This is a genomic window from Tunturibacter gelidoferens, from assembly GCF_040358255.1.
Classification (GTDB): Bacteria; Acidobacteriota; Terriglobia; order Terriglobales; family Acidobacteriaceae; genus Edaphobacter; species Edaphobacter gelidiferens.
Genome location: NZ_CP132938.1, coordinates 2273829 through 2291116, shown reverse-complemented (window position 1 = coordinate 2291116; position 17288 = coordinate 2273829). Strand labels below are relative to the sequence as shown.

Genomic DNA, 17288 nt, shown 5'->3' with positions numbered 1-17288 from the left:
CATCGAAAGATCCCGCGAAAGAGAAACTAGATCACTGCCTCACCCATCTCTGCGCGCAGCGCACGATGCTGATCAAACCACCACGCCCACGGAATCAAAACTAACTCAGCAACGATTCCAGGCCACGCAATATCTTGTGCGACGTTAGCAGGTGGACTACTGAATCGATCTCCAAGGTATAGCACCAGCAGCAACACGACATAAGCGAGAAATCCGTATCGCCCAACTCGATCGCGAGCGCGAGTAACGCCAACATACAACCAGATGCCCAGCAGAAACATGGTCAATTCGACGGCCAGCGTTGCGCCCACATGGTTCCACAACCCCAGACCGAACAGAGGACTGCCAGGATAGAGTGGCATATCCGGACGATGCGTAATCCAGTCGAGTAACCAGTGGCTCACCACGCCAATCCAAATCACAACCGCGCCACGCCGATAGCGTGTGGTCAGGTAGTACAGAAGCCCGAACGCCGAGGCCCAGACAACTGACATCAACAAGCTGTGCGACCACGGAAAATATTCAAGATCGAGCGGAGTAAACCGCGTATTGCCAGGGTCGATACGTACTCGCTCCCAGCCAGTCAGAAGAAACACCGGCCACAGCATATCCAGAAACATGGGGGCCGCAATCAGGACACCCCTGTTGGTACGAGGCGCAAACTTCTTGCTCGCAAAACCGACTGCGAAATGACCGAGAAACATGATCGGGACCTGCCCTCCCTACGGCCCATCCTCTACTCCTCGTCGTCACCCAACTGACCATTCTCAGACATATCCAGATCCTCCACCCCTTTCTTACCCTTACCCTGCTCCACCAGCACCTGGATCTTTCCCTCTGCTGCCTCCAGCTCCTTCTTGCAGGCGTTCGAGAGCTTCACACCCTCCTCGAACAGACGCACCGACTCGTCGAGCGAAAGGTCTCCGCGCTCCAGCTTCTCCACCACCGTCTCCAACGCCGTCAACTGCTCTTCAAAGTTCGCCATTACGCAACCTCAACCTCTGCCAGCCCGAGCACGTCGGCCGCGACGCCATATCGTCCGAAGGGCGCACTCACCTGAACGCCCTGCACCATCGGCCTTGCCTCAGCCAGCATCTCCTGCGCAATCTTGACGCCCTCCAGCCTGCCTGCTTCGGGGGTCAGCGCCGTGGCCATCCGCGCCATAATCTCATCCGGCATACTCACGCGCAGATCGTTCTTCATAAACTCCGCGTTGCGCAGACTAGTCAACGGCCAGATGCCCGCGATCACCGGAATGCGGAAGCCTTCGATCCTGCGCAAAAACTCTTCAAGCACGCGCATATCGAAGACGGGTTGCGTGATGGCGTACTCCGCCCCAGCCTCCACCTTGAACGCGAACCGGCGAACCTCCTGATCCATATCCTGCACGCCTGGGTTCGCCGCTACCGCAATGGAGAAGCCCGTGGACTCTCCGATAGAGTTGCTCCCAATGTCGAGTCCGTAGTTCAGATTCTTCACCACATTCACTAGACCGATCGCATCGACATCAAACACCGCCGTCGCATTCGGATAGTTGCCCAGCTTCGGCGGATCGCCCGTCAGGCAAAGAATATTTTTCAGCCCAATCGACGAGGCGCCCAGCAGATCGCTCTGAATGCTCAGCACGTTTCTGTCGCGGCAGGTGTAGTGCAGAATCGTCTCGATGCCGACATGCTGTTGAATCTGCACGCACAGGCTCTGCGCACTCATCCTCGCGCTGGCCCGGGGCGAATCCGGCACATTGATCGCATCCACGCCGAGCCGGTGCAACTGCGCTGCACCATCCAGCTCCTTGCTGCAGTCGATGCCCTTCGGCGGAACGATCTCCACCATCGTTACAAACTCGCCCGCCGCTACCATCGAACCGATCTTGGACCGTTCGGCCAGCGGCGGCGGCGCAACCTTGCTCTCCTTGATGGTCGTAGCCTTGCCCGTACCGCTGCGCTGCATCACCTCAATGCCGCCCTCCATCGCTCCCAACGCGCGCAGCGAGCTCTTCATCGCCCGCGTGTAGCTCGGCGTGGTACCGCAACATCCGCCAACGATGCTCGCGCCCGCCTTCACCAGCTTGCGGGTAAAGCTGGCCATGTACTCGGGCGACGTGAGATAGATCGTTCGCCCCTCGACGGCTCGTGGAATTCCGGCGTTCGGCATCGCAGCCAAGGGAAGTGCGGTCAATGGCCGCATCCGCTCAATCACGCTCAATACCGTAGCCGGACCCGCGCTGCAGTTGCATCCCACAGCGTCCGCGCCCCACTCCGTCAGCTTGATCGCGGCAGTCTCCGCCGATGCACCGTCGAGGCAGTTCCCGTCTTCATCGACCGTCATCATTACGACGACACGAACTCCCGGAGCCACACTGCGCGCTGCCAGAATCGCCTGCTCCGCCTCGGTCAGCGACGTCATCGTCTCCACAATCAGCAGATCCACGCCCACGCCCGGCCCACCCTCTACCAAAGCACGAATCTGTTCCGCAAAAGCTTCCTGGGCCTCCTCGAGTCCAACCTTACCCAGCGGCTCCAACCGCACGCCCAGCGGCCCGATCGACCCCGCCACAAAGGCCTCAGAGGCCTGCTTCTCCCGTATCTGGTTCACGCACTCCCGCGCCAGCTTGACGCCCGCTACGTTGATCGCGCGCACCTGATCCTGCAACCCATGCTGGCCCAGGCGAAACCTGTTTCCCCCAAAGGTATTGGTCTCGACCACCTCCGCACCCGCCTGCAGATACTCCGCGTGAATCTCCCGCACCAGATCCGGCTGCGAAAGATTCAGCTCGTCGTAACACCGGTTGATGAAGACGCCGCGCGCGTACAGCATCGTACCCATGGCTCCATCGCACAGCACTGTCCCGCCGTCAAACAGCCGGTCGGCCGCAGCATATCCTGCAACAGACACCGATTCCGCACCACCTACACCATCCGCCATAGCCGTCTCCAAGTGTTCTCACCATCTTAAGCCACCCGGCGGATCCGCTCCAAACCAATAAAACTCAACCCTTTGCTGATTGCTCCCAAACCGTGGACTGGCCGAGTCCTTTGTTATACTCGGCAGATAGCCGTGGCCGCCAAAATTATGCCGCAGCGCTCAGGTTGGAGTTAGTTACCGTTGACGAATCGAAGTCTCTTTACCCAGTCTCTCCGTGCCCAGATCTTCTGCGGCCTCCTGATCGCCGCTGTCACGCTGGGCCTCACAGCCTGCAGCACGCAGTTCTACAAGTTCCCGCAATACACCTTCGCCAATCGGCCCATTCCTCCCAGCAAGCTTGCCCAACGGGTGATGGTTGGTGTCACTGCCAACGGCGGCACCAGCGGCAGCCTGCAGATCCTCGATGCGTTTCGCGACCTCCGCAACAACGTACAGAACACCAAACCATCATTCTCCATCAGCGGATACTCGTCCGGTTTCCCCAATCTCATCCTCAACTTCCCCTCTGAGATCACCGGCTACGTGTACTCCAACACGCTGGGCGACGTGCAGATCATCAACTACGGTACCGAATCCACCGTCGGCTCTGCCGGCACCTTCCCGGCCAAGTCAACCAGCATCGCTGTCCCTCCAACCTTCGGCCACGTCTACTCTGCCGAAGAGGGCGCAGGCTTGCTCGGCATCATCGACAAGACCACCGGCGCAACCTACGGTCTTAATCTCCCCAACGTCTTCCAGGTCGTCGTCAACCAGGGCGACACCGTCATACTTGCGATGGTCCGCAACTCCAACTCGCTCTACCGCGTCATCAAGCTGAACGCCAACCAGTACCTCACCTCGACCGCCGCCATCGCCGCAATTGGCGCGGTGGATTGTCAGCCCTTCAACCTTCCCGCCTACTGCATCATTCCCGTCAACACCGGAACCAACGCAAACGCCTTCGACCGCCCTACCGGAGCCTACTTCTCCCTCGACGGCAACACTGTCTACGTTCTCAACTGTGGAGCAGAGTGCGGTGGAAACACCTCCAGCGTCACTTATCTCTCGCCCGGCGCGCTTCAAGTTAACAGTTACACCAACAGCACTGTGCCTGCACAACAGAACCCGAACGCCTTCGTCTCGAATCTCCCGGTTGCTGGCGGCGTCACAACGGCAGTCTCCGATGGAAATAATCTCTACGTCGCAGGCCAGCAGCGACAGCCCGACGGCCTCTTTGCGGGCAATCTCTCCATCATCAGCCTCGCGACCAACGCCGTCACCAGCACCACCTCCATCTCCGACGGTACTCACACTAAAATCCTCTTCGCCGACGACAACACTCTGTGGATCGGCTCTCAGTTCTGCGCCACAGGCGAACGCGCGGCGCGTGCAGCGCAGCAGATCGCAGCAGGCCAGGCTACCGACCAGAGCGCCAACTACAACTGCCTCACCCGCGTCGTTCTTCCCTCGGGTTCAACCGGCGCCAGCGCATCGATCATTCCTGCGGTCACCCAAAGTACAACGTCGCCCGTCGTCGTCCCTTATCCAAACACGAACCAAAACCAGTTTTACTACGGCGACCTGACAGGACTCTGCTGGGTCCAGGGCTTCCACAAGGTCTACACCGCCTACGGTGGACAGGTTCATGCCTTCAACACTGCAGACGGCTCCGAGATCAACAACGCGAACATCACCGTTCAGGGCACAGCCCTCGACGTAGCCTACATGGACGCCGTTACCGACGCTGCCAACTAATGCCCGGCTTAGGGAACAGGCCTTAGGTCCGGAGAAGATCCCGCCTCTGGTCTCCCGCCTGAACCCTAGGCTTTACGCCCTAAGTCCTATGCCCTCGCCCACCCAACTCGATATCCTCGCCATAGCAGCCCATCGCGACGACGTCGAACAGACCTGCGGCGGCACTCTTCTCGCCATGCACGCTCGCGGCTGGACCACCGGCATCCTCGATCTCACCCAGGGAGAGTCCGGCACCCGCGGCACCGCAGCCGACCGCGAAGCCGAAGCCACCGCCGCAGCCCGCATCCTCAACGTAGCCCATCGCGAGGCTCTCGACCTTCCCGACGGCAACGTCGAGAACACCCTGCTCAACCGCCTCAAGCTCGCCGCCGTTCTTCGCCGCCTGCGACCCCGCGTGGTCATCCTTCCCTACTGGCAAGGCCGTCACCCCGACCACTACACCTCGGCCACGTTAGGCTATGAAGCCTGCTTCGTCAGCGGCCTTGCGAAAGTCATAACGCCCGGCGACCCCGCCCCACCTCATCGGCCCTACAAGATCCTCTACGCAAGCCTCTACGCAGATGTGCGCCCCACCTTCGTCGTCGACATCACACCCTTCGCCGAGCAGCGCCTGCAATCTCTACTGGCTTACCGATCCCAATACGGCACTCAACCGGAGGGCACCGGCCTCTTCGTCCCCGAAGATGAGATTCGCGAGCGAACCTTCGCCACCGCCCGCCACTATGGTCTGCTTGCCGGCGTCCGCTACGCTGAACCCTTCGTTCAAAAGGAAGTCAGTCTCGTTGATGACGTGATGCTTCTTTCTGTTCCATCAATCTAACCTTTATTTTCAAAGCATCTGTAAATCCGATACACTCCACAGTGCGTCATCCAAATGACATAGGAAGCCAGCACCACGCACTGAGGAGAGGTATATTGTGGAAAAAAAGCTAAACGAACTAATAGATAAGGCTCTGTCCCGCCGAAAGTTTCTGGCCGGAGCAGGTACAGCAGCCGCTGGGGCAATGATCATCGGTTGCAACAGCAGCACACCAGCGCCCACCACCACGCCGACACCGACGCCAACCCCGCTCGACATTCCCGACAACGACATTCTGAACTTCGCCCTCAACCTCGAATATCTTGAGGCCGAGTTCTACCTCTACGCATCAACCGGCTCTGGTCTCTCCTCGGCCGATGCACTCACGGGTGCAGGTACCACCACCGTTCCTCAGGGAATCAAGGCAGTGCCATGGACCAATTCGGTCTTCGCTCAGTACGCCGCCGAGATCGCGCAGGATGAACTGAATCACGTTCGCTTCCTGCAGGCAGCCATCACAAAAAACAGTGGAACGCCAGTTCCCCGTCCTGCTCTCGACCTCACCTTCTTCGGTCCCCTCGCGGTCGCCGCAGGCATTACAACGGCACCCACCTTCAATCCCTTCGACAGCAACAACGACTTCCTCATCGGAGCATTCGTCTTCGAAGATGTAGGCGTTACCGCTTACACTGGCGCTGCTCCCCTGCTCGCCAACAACAACATCCTATCCGCCGCCGCCGGCATCCAGGCGACGGAGGCCTACCACGCAGCAGAGATCCGCACCTTGATCACTGCCGTTGATGGTGCGGCTGGCAATCAGACCTACACCACGATTGCCAACCAGGTGTCGGCTCTCCGCGGTAAGCTCGGCGGCGGCAATGAGACCACCCTCAGCGTCAGCAGCATCGTCGCGGCCGATCCCACCAACGCCATCGCCTTCCACCGCACAACCGACCAGGTTCTGCACATTGTGTACGGCGCACTGGGCGCGGGCCTCTCCAAGGGCGGCTTCTTTCCCAATGGTCTCAACGGCAACATCTCAGTAACAGCTTCCTAAGGACGGAGACATCATGGCAACTTTAGAGACACAGCAACTCGATGAAATTATCGTAAGTACCCGCCGAAAGATGCTCACCAAGGGAGGCGCCGCGCTGGCTGCTCTTGCCTTCGGCGCAACAACGACACCCAAAGCAGAGGCCCAGGCAGCCGCCATCGGTGACTCGGACATCCTCAACTTCGCCCTCAACCTGGAGTATCTCGAGGCACAGTTCTACAACCTCGCAGTCTATGGCGTCACCATCGACAAGCTGCCGACGCCGATCCCCGTCAGCGTCAACGGCGTAGCCGCTGGAACCGTCACCTTAAGCCCGACCTTCTCCAAGGTCCCGTTCGCGCTTTCGTACATTCAGGCCTATGCCACCGAGACAGCTACCGAAGAAGGCAAGCACGTCACCTTTCTCCAGGGCGCTCTCGGATCCAAGGCAGTCTCGATGCCCAACATCGACCTGTTCAACTCCTTCAACGCTCTCGCAGCTGCAGCGAACATCGCAGGCGGGACTTTCAACCCCTTCGCAAGCGACGCAAACTTCCTCATCGGCGCCTATATCTTCGAGGACGTGGGTGTCTCCGCATACCACGGTGCTGCCCCCTTGATCACCGACAAGGTCAATGTCCTCCCGGCTGCAGTAGGTATCCACGCGGTCGAGGCCTATCACGCCGGTCTCATCCGCACCACCATCAACGGTCTCGATGGCGGCGGTGGCACCGGACCGCTCAGCACGTTGACTCAGATGATCTCGGCGGCTCGCTCCTCGCTGGCCAATCCTGATCCTAAGAACCCGATCACAACTCCGTTTGTAACCTTCACAGGCTCAGCGGCAGACGACATCGGAGTCTCCACGACCCAGGTAGCGCTCAACACCGCCACCGCGAACATAACAGCCTCAACCATCGTCGACTGCGATCAGAACTCTCTGGGCTGGTCCCGTAACACCTCCCAGATCCTCGCAATCGTCACCGGTACTACGCCAACCGCAACAGTCCATCAGGGAGTCTTCTTCCCCAATGGCCTCAACGGTCTCATCGCATAGCTCCACGCACCACATCAACAAGAAAAGAGCCGCGGCCTTAAAGCCGCGGCTCTTTTGCATCTCCAGCGAACTCACTCAAACAACCGCACGAACTCGAAGCCGCTCTCTCACAAACTCCACCATCTCTTCCGTCACATAGACCGGTGGCCGCATCGGCAGCACCGGCGTCCCCTCCACCAGCTTCAGCGAAACTCCCTTCCACTCCGGCCTTCCCAACACACCCTCAGCTACCAGCACGGCGTCCGCGCGGTCCAAAAAGTACTTAGCCGAATCTTTGAAGTCTGCAGTCTCCGGATCGAGCACGCTCAGATAAAGATCCGGCCGCAGAAACCGCAGGATGCTGTTCGACTCGATCACCACATTCTCCGCTCGCTCAATCTCCTTCCGAATCCGCGGCATCGCCTCTGACAGATCGCCCTGCCGCGTCCTCACCCAGAACGAACGCATCGCACCCGCCGCCAGATACCGTCCCGAATCCGTCGTAGCATCGCCCCCCACCCGCTCCTCGCTGACTGCCACCGTATGCTCAGCGGTCTCGCAGTCGCACGGCTCGCCATTAGCCGAGCACATCCCATGCCCGAATTGCGTAATCTTGAACGCGGTCCAATGCATCTCCGGCATCGCGGCGATCAACCCAGCCACCACGCTTGTCTTCCCGATATTCCTCGTATGTCCGCCAACCACCACAATCGCCATCACTCACCGCACAATCCAGTAATTTTAGTCGCTCTTGCCAGGCGGATGCCCTGCCGGACGGGCCCACTGCGCGTGGCGCGGTCACTTCGTGACGCGTGATTGCTTCGCATGGTCCTCCCGTTGGTCGGAGAAAGATGATTCCGACCAACGGGAGGACCCATGCTGATGAGTTCGCAACGACCGGTATACAAGTCACGAAGTGACCGCCCGAATCGGGGTCCCCACGAATAGGTCTTCGTTCGTGGGGTAACAAGCGCAGTGGGCCCGTCCGGCAGGACACCCTCAGCGCCGCTTCAACCTCGCAAGATCCCTCAGATACTCCTTCAAAGGTCGCGCCGGCCGGCCCCAGAACACCTCCCCGGCCCCCCGCATCTTCTTCCCACTCAGCACGCCAGCCCCACCGCCCAGAATCACACCCGCTCCCACCGTCGCGTGCTCTCCAATCCCCACCTGCCCACCAAGAATCGCGCCATCCTCCACCACACTCGAACCCGAGATCCCTGTCTGTGCCGCGATGATCACGTTCTTCCCAATCACGCAGTTATGCCCTATGTGCACCAGGTTATCGATCTTCGTGCCACGTCCGATCCGTGTCTCCCCCAGCGCACCACGGTCGATCGTCGTATTCGCCCCGATCTCAACATCGTCCTCCACCACCAGCCGCCCCTGCTGCGGAAAAATCAAATACTCTCCCGTCTCCGCACTCCTCACATACCCAAATCCTGTCGACCCCAGCACCGCCCCCGCCTGCACCACCACGCGGTCCCCCAGCATCGTACCCGCGTAAATCGTCACCTGCGCACCAATCTCACATCCACTCCCAATCACCACACCGTCGCCAAGCACAGCACCCGGCCCCACCGCCGTCCCCACGCCAATCGCCCCCTTCTGCCCCACCACGGCCGAGGCATGCACTCCCGCCCGAACCCCATCGACATTCAACTTCCGCGCCACCAAAGCAAACGCATACCTCGCATCCGCCACCCACAAAACCCGCGGGTCCGGCGTCCGATAGGGCGGCAGCTCCGCCGACTCCAGCTTCCTGCTCGCCAGAATCACCCCAGCCCTCGACCGCAGCGCCCTGCCCAGCGCCTCACCCTCGACCGCGAACACGACCGAACTCTCCCCGGCGTCCTCGATGCTTGAGACCGATGTAATCTCCACCTCCAACAGCGGTGCGCTCACCCCAACCCAGTCCGCGATCTTGCTCATCGTTGTCATCAGTAAATCCCCGCCATCAGTAGATCCCCTCTTCTCCCGGAGGCCGCGTCTTCCATCGCCGATGCATCCAAAGCCACTGATCAGGATACCGTCGAATCGTTGCTTCAATCGCCGCCGTAAACGCCGCTGTATTTGTAACCGCATCGGTTTCAGAGTCTCCAGTATGCGTCACCTCAAGCTCTCTGCCGAAGCGCAGCACGTACTTCTGCTCGCTCTCCTCCCACAGCAGAAACCCCGGCACTACCGCCGCTCCCGTCTTGCCTGCAATCCGTGCCATCCCCGAGGCCGTACAAGCCTGTACTCCAAAGAACGGCACAAACACACCCTGCGGCGGAGTCATATTCGTGTCCATCAGAATCCCAACCGTCTCCCCCGCGCGCATCGACGCAATCAGCCCCCGCGCAAAGTCGTCCTTATGAATCACTCGATTTCCATGCAGGCACCGAATGCGATTCACAAACTCATCCACCAGCGGATTATCCAGCCGCCGTATCACCATCCCCATCGGCATCCCCATCAGCGAGTGATAAAAACTCGACAGCTCCCACGCCCCCAAGTGCCCCGTCAACACCAGCACCCCCTTCCCGCGCTCGCGAGCCGCCAGGTAATTCTCCAGTCCCTCATAGCGAATAAACCTGCTCGCACTCTCCGGCGTGTATCCCGGCATCAGGCAGAACTCCGCCAGCAGCCAGCCAAGACGCCGGTACAACGACCGCAGAATCCTCTCACGCTCCACCTCCGGCATCGCAGGGAACGCGAGCTTCAGGTTCCGTGCGCCCACTCCACGTAGCCGTCCCAACCCGTGAAACGCAATCGTCGCAATCCCCTTGCCCACCGACCTGGCCACTCCACGCGGAAACAAACGCATCCCACGAACCGCCAACCACACCACGGCAAACTCAACTCGTTCGCGGAAGCTCACCTCCGCGTCAACCTGCTCTTTTTTTGGAACCTTGCTCAAGCCTCTAGTCTACCGATTCCCATCCTCGACGCCTTAAAAACAGAAAGGGCGGCCAAATCAGCCGCCCTTCCATGATCAAACAACAAATGCCACTACCGGTTCTTGGCAACCACAAAATACTTCGCCACCGTTCGCACAAACGGACGAGCCTCAACCGGAGTCACTTCCTTGCCACCAAGAATCTGTTCGAACTGAATGTCGGAACCGTACAGCGCGCGGGTGTCGTCCTGATTCTGCGACAGCACCGTGCCATCGAGATCGATGCCGGCAAACAGCCCCTTGCTACGCGAGTAGCTTAGAAACTCCGCATTCAACTTCCAGTCCGTTCCAGCCTGGGCATTTCGTCCCACTGGACCAGCAGAGGCAGCAGCATCAGCTCCCAGCTTGAACTTGTTCTTCAACATGTCCTGCAGACCCTGCTGATTCATCGCAATCAACACGAGGTCCGTCGCCTGACCGCCAATCTGGAACCCGAAGCTGCCCCCGGCTAGTTGAACGCAAACCGGAGCGCTCCACTTTCCGCTAGGCGTACGACAAGTCGCGACACCCTGTCCGTACTGCGCTCCCACAACAAAGGCGCCCTTCTTAAAGCTCGGAATCACTACCACGCACGATGCACCCGACAGAATCCCGCTTGGTATGCCTTTATCTGGTGTCGCCATGATCTGGTTAAGCACCTCGCCAGCAGCGGTCATACGATCCGCAATCTTCGCCTTATCGCCCTGCGCATGCGCAGACAGAGAACCGGCCATCATCGCCAAACCACAAAGTGCCACTGAAATCTTCTTCAACATTATTGTTATCCCTTTCACGTTCTTAATCTGTAATTTGGAGAGGTCTCAGCAAGCTGCCTATTTCCAACAATATGTGAGATGGGGGGAAACCGCTCCAAGTTGTCCCGTCAATAGAACGGAACCAGCATATGCCGGAATGGCCCCACACACCCAAAAAAATGGGGGTTGTAGAGATAGTGTCGGCAGAACTCCGACGCTATCTCTACAACCCCTCTCCCAGGTCTGTGTTGCTTGGTAGTACTTTGCCCCACATTACCTTCGCTCACAACGGTACGAAGGTGGGTAGACCTTTGAGCGGTTTTTGTTAACTTAGTAGTTAACGCCATTTGGACAATAAAAATTCACTAACTCATCCTGTATCAGCATTTGCAACGAACGAGACCCACCAACGGTTCCAGTCGATCAAATTTCTTACCAAAACTCCGGGTTACCGCTTCAGCAACAGCTTCTGATTGACGGCCTGAACCGACAGTGCGATGCGATTATCAACCCCGACCTTCCGCATCAGGTTGCCCACATGCTTCTTCACAGTGCCCACGTCGATTCCCAGCTCCCGGCCAATCGCCGGGTTAGGATGTCCGGCAGCCAGCAAACGCAGCACCTGCAGCTCCCGTTTCGTGAACTTCGGCTCCTTGGCTGGTTTGGTCGTCGTCTCCGCTCCAGCTGAAGTCGACTCAAGCAACCGCGCCAAAACCTTGCGGGGAGCCCACACCGACCCATCCTGCACCACATCGATCGCCATCCGAATCTCGCTCTCCTTCGCCGAATGGGCCAAGTAGCCCTTCGCTCCGGCGCCGATAATTCGTTGAATGTGTTCGTGATCCTCCTCCAGCCCAAGCACCATCAGCCGAAAACGGGGGCGCGTTCTGCGAAACGTAGCCAGCAGCTCAAAGATGTGCTCTGTGCAAGCCGAATCGATCAGGATCAACGACACTCCCGACGCATCCAGCGCCCCCGGAACCGACAGAGGAACAACCTCCACCGGTCCGCCGTCAGGAAAGATCGTCTGCAATCCCAGGATTCGCAACGGATCCGCAGCCACGAGACCGACGCGCAGAGATCCCTTGGCCTTCTTAACCTTCTTGTCTTTTGTGTCCTTCATCGCCTGCGCAGCCCCTTTACTCAGCATCGTGCATTTAGTAGGCCGACTTCAGCGCTTCAGAAAAATCGTAACTCTGTAGTTTTATAGCTTAGGCAGCACGATTCCCTGCTGATTTTGATACTTCCCCTTCCGATCCGCATAGCTGACCTCACACACCTCGTCGGATTGAAAGAAAAGGATCTGGCAGAGCCCTTCGTTCGCATATACCCGCGCCGGCAAAGGCGTTGTGTTCGAGATCTCCAGAGTCACATAGCCCTCCCACTCCGGCTCGAACGGCGTAACGTTCACGATAATCCCGCACCGCGCATACGTCGATTTGCCTACGCAGATCGTCAGCACATCGCGAGGAATCTTGAAGTACTCAATCGACCGCGCCAGCGCAAAAGAGTTCGGCGGAACGATCACGCTATCGGCCTGCACCGTCACAAACGAGCGCTCATCGAAAGCCTTCGGATCGATGATCGCGCTGTTGACGTTGGTAAAAATCTTGAACTCGTCCGATACCCTCAGATCGTACCCATAAGAAGAGAGTCCATAAGAGATAACACCCTCTCGAACCTGTTTTTCGCTAAACGGAGAGATCATTCCGTGTTCGTTCGCCTGCTGGCGAATCCAACGGTCGCTTTTAATTGCCACTCTGGTGTGCCCCTTCAGTCCTGCTTTTTGAAATTTCTTCAATTCTCGCAGAAGGTGATATCCCTAATTGTCGCAGAAGGGTGTAAATTGGGTGCGGTAGTGTCCCAGGTCCCATTGCGTCATTAGATTCTTCATCTTACGGTAGCGTTCTTTCGTTGACAATCTGAGTTTGAGTTTCTAACATCACCGTACTACCAGGTCAGCATCCAGTTTCAAAAAAATTACAGCCCAAGGGCGGCCCAGATGATTAAGCAGGATCTCATACAGAGGGTGGTAGAAAGAACCGGCCTTCCAAGGACAAAAGCAGAGTCGGCTGTCGATGCGATCTTTGAAAGCATGAAAGCCACTCTCATCGCGGGAGATCGCATTGAACTCCGCGGATTTGGTGTATTTACCGTCAAGCCGCGCAAAACCGGAATCGGCCGCAATCCCAGGACCGGCGCCGAAGTCACCATTGCCCCAGGCAAAGCAGTTCGCTTCAAGCCAGGCAAAGAACTCCATCTGCTTGACTAGAGCATTTGTCTAAGTCTTGACGCACCAGCAGTCGCGACTTGTTAGCATCAACCTCCCCAACATTTCACCGCCAACGATGCGTCACATCAGGTGCACAGCATCCACGTCGACCATCAGGTTTCGGCGCGCAATCCCTTGCGTCTCCGCATAAGCCAGCATCGCCCGCAGCGTCTCGCCCAGCGTCTGCCGCCGCTCCGCCTTCAGCACAAAGTGGTACCGGTAAATCCGCTTCAACCGGACAATTGGTGCCGCCGCCGGCCCCAATACCCGCACCTTATCCAACCGAGCCTTCTGAAACCATCGCCCCAGCGTTCCCGCCCACGCCGTGGCCTCCTCCAGCTTCTCGCTCTGAACCACCACATTCGCCAGCACCGCAAACGGCGGATAGTGCATCCATCGCCGATACTGCATCTCCTTCGCTACAAACCCAGGATAGTCATGCTTCGCCGCGAACTGAATCGCATAGTGATCCGGATGGTACGTCTGCACCAGCACTTTCCCAATCAGATCCCCACGCCCCGCCCGGCCTGACACCTGGGTCAGCAACTGAAACACTCTCTCCGCCGCGCGAAAGTCCGGCAGCCCGAGTTGGAAGTCCGCCCCAATCACTCCAACCAGCGTCACTCCATGGATGTCATGTCCCTTCGCGATCATCTGCGTCCCCACCAACAGATTGATCTCGCCCCCATGGAGCCTCGCCAGCAGCCGCTCCATATCACTTCGCCCGCGCACCGTATCGCGATCCATCCGCCCAATCCGCGCCGTCGGAAACAGCTCCTGCAGCCTCTCCTCTCCCTGCTGCGAGCCCACTCCAAGAAAATAAAGATGTTCACTCTCACACTTCGGACAAGCCTTGGGCACCGCCCGTCGCGATCCGCAGTAGTGACACTCCAATCGCTGTCCCGGCTGCGCAATCGCATCATTGCCACTCACCGGCTTGTGATAAGTCATCGACACCGCGCAGTTCTCGCACTCGATCTTCTCCCCGCAGCTCCGGCACAACACCGTCGACGAGTACCCCCGCCGATTCAACAACAAAATCACCTGCTCCCCGCGGTCGAGCGTAGCCTGCGTCTCCTCCATCAACCTCCGCGAAAAGATCTGCTCCTGCCCCGTCTCGCGAAACTCCTCCCGCATATCCACCAGCTCCACCAGCGGCATCGGCCTGTCCGCAACCCGCGCGCGCATCTCCACCCGCGCATACCGCCCCTTCTCCGCATTCGCCCAGCTCTCAAGCGAAGGCGTCGCCGACCCCAGCACCACCACAGCTTCATTGAACTTCGCCCGCATCACCGCAACATCGCGCCCGTGATACCGCGGCGTCTCCTCCTGCTTGTAGCTCGAGTCATGTTCTTCATCGACGATGATCAATCCCAGATCCACCATCGGCGCAAACACCGCAGACCGCGTCCCCACCACAATCCTCGCCTCACCCCGACGAATCCTGTGCCACTGCTCTGCCCGCTCATCCGGCGTCAGCTGCGAGTGCAGCAGTGCCACCTCACCGCCAAACGCCGCCACCATCTGCCCTGCCATCGCCGGCGTCAACCCAATCTCCGGCACCAGCAGCAACGCGCTCTTCCCCGCATCCAGCGCCCTCTGCATCGCCGCAAAATAAACCGAAGTCTTTCCACTCCCCGTAATCCCATACAGCAGATGCGGCCTGAACCCACCCTTCTCCATCGCTGCCGCGATCGTCCCGAGCGCCTCCATCTGCGCCTCGTTCAAAGCATGTTCATGCGCATGCTTCTTCCTCTTCTCGCCCGCATGCATCGTCCTGTTCTCTTGCGCATGCAATGTCGTATCCTCTTGCGCACGCATCGTCGTATCCTCTTGCGCACGCATCGTCCGGTCCTCGGGGGCACGCAAGTTCCTGTTTTTTTGGTTGTCATTCCGCAGCGCAGCGGAGGAATCTGCTTCTTCTCCACCCTCCGCAACCAGCCCTCCCATCCAGAACTCCCGCTTCACCTCTTCAACCCCCACCAGCCCGCGCTTCACCAGCGTCCCTAACGTAGACTCCGGCACTCCCGCACGCGTCAAACTCAACCGCAGATCTCGCACCCGCATCCGCCCACCCACCGCTGCCAACTCCGCCAGAATCGCCGTCTGATTCTCATTCAACTTCGGTAGCCGAGCTTCAGTCACTAACACCGCGACCTTCTCCAGCCGCCGCGCATCTCTCTCCTCCGCCACCGCCTCCCTCACCAGCCACTTCTTTCGAACCATCCCCTCCAGCAACCCCTTATTCGCCCCCGTAGCCGATCGCAGAGCCGACATCTTCGCCGCCTCGCCCCCCTCCAGATAATTCAGCACCGAGTACTCGCGATTCTGCTCCTCCACCGTCAGCTTCGATCGCCGCGAAGACCCCTTCACCGCCCCCTCATACAACACCTTCCTCCCAGCCTCCGCGATCCGATAAGAAAAATGCCGCTTCACCTCCGCCGCCAGCGGCAGCATCCCTCGCAGCACCTCACCCAGCGGCGCGACATAGTACTGCGCGATCCACCCCGCGAGCTTCATCAACTCCTCAGGCAACAGCGCCGCATCATCCAACACCTGCTGCACCGGCTTGATCTCAAACTCCTCCACCGGCGCATCCTCATGCACCCGCACCACCACGCCCATCAGCCTCTGCCCGCTGAACGGCACCAGCACCCGCGCCCCCACCACCGGCACCACCCCGTTCACCGCATAGGTAAACGTCCTATCCAGAGGCACCGGCAAAGCAACATCGCAAAACAAAGCCATCCCACCAGCTTAACCGACCAGCCCCCACAGCCCGATCTCCACCCTTGCCCTCGCGAAGAATCTACAAAGCAGCCTTCGCCCGCTGCGCTCCCCGCCAGTGCGCCGGCGGAACACCCTCCCATATCCGAAACGCCCTCACAAATGAGTTCGAATCCTCATATCCCAGCAGGTGTGCCGTCTCACCCAACTCCAGCAACGAGTTGGTCAAATAGTGCCGCGCCAGCTGATGCCGCGCCTCTTCCAAAGCCTTCTGAAAGCTCGAGCCGGCATCCTGCAACCGCCGCTGCAGCGTACGAGAGCTGATATGAAGTTCGCGAGCGATCTCCTCCATCTTCGGACGGCTCCCCGTAAGCTTCCTCTGAATCGTCGCGCGAACCCGCTCCGGAAAACTCTCCTCGCCCTTATGCTGCTTCAACTCCTCATCCAGTTGCGGCGCAAGCATCGCCAACAGCTCCGCATTACGAGTCACAAAGCGAAGCTCAGCATCCGACGCACGAAACACAATCGCATTACGCGCCGCACCAAACACAACCGCGCAGCCAAAGTGGCGCTCAAGAGATCTTGCATTCGCACGCGGCCGTTGCAGCTCAAGACGCAACGGCGAAACCCGCACTCCCGTCCCAAGCCGCGCAATCCCAAGTACCCACGCGAAGCAAAGATCCGTCAGCACCGCAGGCTCAGCCTCGTTCGCCAGCAGCCAACGAAACTGAATAGTCCACTCCGCGTCACCCGGCTCAAGCACAACCTCCTCCGGACAAGAGAGTTGTTTATAGCGCGCGATCTGCCGCATCGCCTCGCCAAAGCTGCCCGTCGAAAGAGCCACAAGCACCACAGGATCGAAGTGCTCAGCCTTCGTCTCCGTGCCCAACACAAGCCCGATGGCGGGATCAGAGCTTACCTGCCCAATCCCCCGCCACAGCGCAAAGAACTCTCCTGTCGATAAGAGAATGCGAGGTTGATAGAGCAGACCCGAAGGCAACCCCGCACGCTCCAGCACAGAGGACACACGAACTCCCGACTCGTTCAACTTCGACGCTAGACGGCCGGAAACCCGAAAATGCTTACTCAT

At 59.1% G+C, this 17288-nt stretch carries 16 protein-coding genes; 5 read left to right on the top strand and 11 right to left on the bottom strand.

The window, feature by feature from the left end; genetic code table 11:
• Nucleotides 1–26: 26 nt before the first annotated feature.
• The 3 genes from RBB81_RS10155 to RBB81_RS10145 are packed head-to-tail and all read right to left on the bottom strand — an operon-like array spanning nucleotide 27 to nucleotide 2925.
• Nucleotides 27–704 (bottom strand): metal-dependent hydrolase, encoded by a 678-nt coding sequence (locus tag RBB81_RS10155; protein WP_353073602.1) that lies wholly within the window; start codon nucleotides 702–704, stop codon nucleotides 27–29.
• A 32-nt stretch (nucleotides 705–736) separates the two neighbouring features.
• Nucleotides 737–985, bottom strand: a complete 249-nt coding sequence (gene xseB, locus RBB81_RS10150; RefSeq protein ID WP_179581799.1) for an exodeoxyribonuclease VII small subunit — start codon at nucleotides 983–985, stop codon at nucleotides 737–739.
• Nucleotides 985–2925: a bifunctional homocysteine S-methyltransferase/methylenetetrahydrofolate reductase gene (locus RBB81_RS10145; protein WP_353073601.1), complete on the bottom strand. Its 1941-nt coding sequence runs from the start codon at nucleotides 2923–2925 to the stop codon at nucleotides 985–987. Before RBB81_RS10145 ends, xseB begins: the two co-directional genes overlap by 1 nt.
• A 180-nt stretch (nucleotides 2926–3105) precedes the next feature.
• Here RBB81_RS10145 and RBB81_RS10140 point away from each other — a divergent pair, with 180 nt between their 5' ends.
• The 4 genes from RBB81_RS10140 (at nucleotide 3106) to RBB81_RS10125 (ending at nucleotide 7548) form a co-directional block, all read left to right on the top strand.
• Nucleotides 3106–4659 (top strand): hypothetical protein, encoded by a 1554-nt coding sequence (locus tag RBB81_RS10140; protein ID WP_353073600.1) that lies wholly within the window; start codon nucleotides 3106–3108, stop codon nucleotides 4657–4659.
• 88 nt (nucleotides 4660–4747) lie between these two features.
• The gene (gene bshB1, locus RBB81_RS10135) at nucleotides 4748–5479 is read left to right on the top strand and encodes a bacillithiol biosynthesis deacetylase BshB1 (protein ID WP_179581797.1); all 732 of its coding nucleotides are present in this window, start codon (nucleotides 4748–4750) and stop codon (nucleotides 5477–5479) included.
• Nucleotides 5480–5576: 97 nt separating this feature from the next.
• The gene (locus RBB81_RS10130; RefSeq protein WP_218892314.1) at nucleotides 5577–6515 is read left to right on the top strand and encodes a ferritin-like domain-containing protein; all 939 of its coding nucleotides are present in this window, start codon (nucleotides 5577–5579) and stop codon (nucleotides 6513–6515) included.
• 13 nt (nucleotides 6516–6528) lie between these two features.
• A complete protein-coding gene (locus RBB81_RS10125; protein WP_353073599.1) occupies nucleotides 6529–7548 on the top strand; it encodes a ferritin-like domain-containing protein in 1020 nt (339 codons plus the stop codon).
• 75 nt (nucleotides 7549–7623) lie between these two features.
• Here the strand turns inward: RBB81_RS10125 and RBB81_RS10120 are convergent, their stop codons facing one another.
• The 6 genes from RBB81_RS10120 to dcd form a co-directional block, all read right to left on the bottom strand.
• Nucleotides 7624–8244 (bottom strand): hypothetical protein, encoded by a 621-nt coding sequence (locus RBB81_RS10120; protein WP_353073598.1) that lies wholly within the window; start codon nucleotides 8242–8244, stop codon nucleotides 7624–7626.
• Between the two features lie 282 nt (nucleotides 8245–8526).
• Entirely contained in the window at nucleotides 8527–9465 is a 939-nt protein-coding gene (lpxD, locus tag RBB81_RS10115) for a UDP-3-O-(3-hydroxymyristoyl)glucosamine N-acyltransferase (RefSeq protein ID WP_353073597.1), read from the bottom strand.
• Nucleotides 9466–9481: 16 nt separating this feature from the next.
• Complete coding sequence (locus RBB81_RS10110) at nucleotides 9482–10333, bottom strand: lysophospholipid acyltransferase family protein (RefSeq protein WP_423248076.1); 852 nt, start codon at nucleotides 10331–10333, stop codon at nucleotides 9482–9484.
• Nucleotides 10334–10518: 185 nt separating this feature from the next.
• Nucleotides 10519–11220, bottom strand: a complete 702-nt coding sequence (locus RBB81_RS10105; RefSeq protein WP_246373545.1) for a lipid-binding SYLF domain-containing protein — start codon at nucleotides 11218–11220, stop codon at nucleotides 10519–10521.
• A 427-nt stretch (nucleotides 11221–11647) separates the two neighbouring features.
• Nucleotides 11648–12349, bottom strand: a complete 702-nt coding sequence (locus RBB81_RS10100) for a helix-turn-helix transcriptional regulator (RefSeq protein ID WP_183789401.1) — start codon at nucleotides 12347–12349, stop codon at nucleotides 11648–11650.
• A gap of 54 nt (nucleotides 12350–12403) precedes the next feature.
• On the bottom strand, nucleotides 12404–12958 hold the full coding sequence (gene dcd, locus RBB81_RS10095) for a dCTP deaminase (RefSeq protein WP_179581792.1): 555 nt from the start codon (nucleotides 12956–12958) through the stop codon (nucleotides 12404–12406).
• Nucleotides 12959–13201: 243 nt separating this feature from the next.
• Here dcd and RBB81_RS10090 point away from each other — a divergent pair, with 243 nt between their 5' ends.
• The gene (locus tag RBB81_RS10090) at nucleotides 13202–13471 is read left to right on the top strand and encodes an HU family DNA-binding protein (protein ID WP_158943184.1); all 270 of its coding nucleotides are present in this window, start codon (nucleotides 13202–13204) and stop codon (nucleotides 13469–13471) included.
• 81 nt (nucleotides 13472–13552) lie between these two features.
• On the opposite strand, the gene priA is transcribed toward RBB81_RS10090, so the two are convergent.
• Nucleotides 13553–16219, bottom strand: a complete 2667-nt coding sequence (gene priA / locus RBB81_RS10085) for a replication restart helicase PriA (RefSeq protein WP_353073595.1) — start codon at nucleotides 16217–16219, stop codon at nucleotides 13553–13555.
• A 61-nt stretch (nucleotides 16220–16280) separates the two neighbouring features.
• On the bottom strand, nucleotides 16281–17288 hold the full coding sequence (locus RBB81_RS10080) for an AraC family transcriptional regulator (protein WP_353073594.1): 1008 nt from the start codon (nucleotides 17286–17288) through the stop codon (nucleotides 16281–16283).

What these genes read in the sequence shown, in the direction of transcription:
- priA (WP_353073595.1), bottom strand. Translation starts at nt 16,219, where the DNA reads ATGGCTTTGTTTTGCGATGTTGCTTTGCCGGTGCCTCTGGATAGGACG.
- RBB81_RS10090 (WP_158943184.1), top strand. Translation starts at nt 13,202, where the DNA reads ATGATTAAGCAGGATCTCATACAGAGGGTGGTAGAAAGAACCGGCCTT.
- RBB81_RS10105 (WP_246373545.1), bottom strand. Translation starts at nt 11,220, where the DNA reads ATGTTGAAGAAGATTTCAGTGGCACTTTGTGGTTTGGCGATGATGGCC.
- RBB81_RS10155 (WP_353073602.1), bottom strand. Translation starts at nt 704, where the DNA reads ATGTTTCTCGGTCATTTCGCAGTCGGTTTTGCGAGCAAGAAGTTTGCG.
- RBB81_RS10120 (WP_353073598.1), bottom strand. Translation starts at nt 8,244, where the DNA reads ATGGCGATTGTGGTGGTTGGCGGACATACGAGGAATATCGGGAAGACA.
- lpxD (WP_353073597.1), bottom strand. Translation starts at nt 9,465, where the DNA reads ATGACAACGATGAGCAAGATCGCGGACTGGGTTGGGGTGAGCGCACCG.
- RBB81_RS10125 (WP_353073599.1), top strand. Translation starts at nt 6,529, where the DNA reads ATGGCAACTTTAGAGACACAGCAACTCGATGAAATTATCGTAAGTACC.
- RBB81_RS10080 (WP_353073594.1), bottom strand. Translation starts at nt 17,288, where the DNA reads ATGAGTAAGCATTTTCGGGTTTCCGGCCGTCTAGCGTCGAAGTTGAAC.
- RBB81_RS10145 (WP_353073601.1), bottom strand. Translation starts at nt 2,925, where the DNA reads ATGGCGGATGGTGTAGGTGGTGCGGAATCGGTGTCTGTTGCAGGATAT.
- xseB (WP_179581799.1), bottom strand. Translation starts at nt 985, where the DNA reads ATGGCGAACTTTGAAGAGCAGTTGACGGCGTTGGAGACGGTGGTGGAG.
- RBB81_RS10110 (WP_423248076.1), bottom strand. Translation starts at nt 10,333, where the DNA reads ATGCGTTTGTTTCCGCGTGGAGTGGCCAGGTCGGTGGGCAAGGGGATT.
- bshB1 (WP_179581797.1), top strand. Translation starts at nt 4,748, where the DNA reads ATGCCCTCGCCCACCCAACTCGATATCCTCGCCATAGCAGCCCATCGC.
- RBB81_RS10100 (WP_183789401.1), bottom strand. Translation starts at nt 12,349, where the DNA reads ATGCTGAGTAAAGGGGCTGCGCAGGCGATGAAGGACACAAAAGACAAG.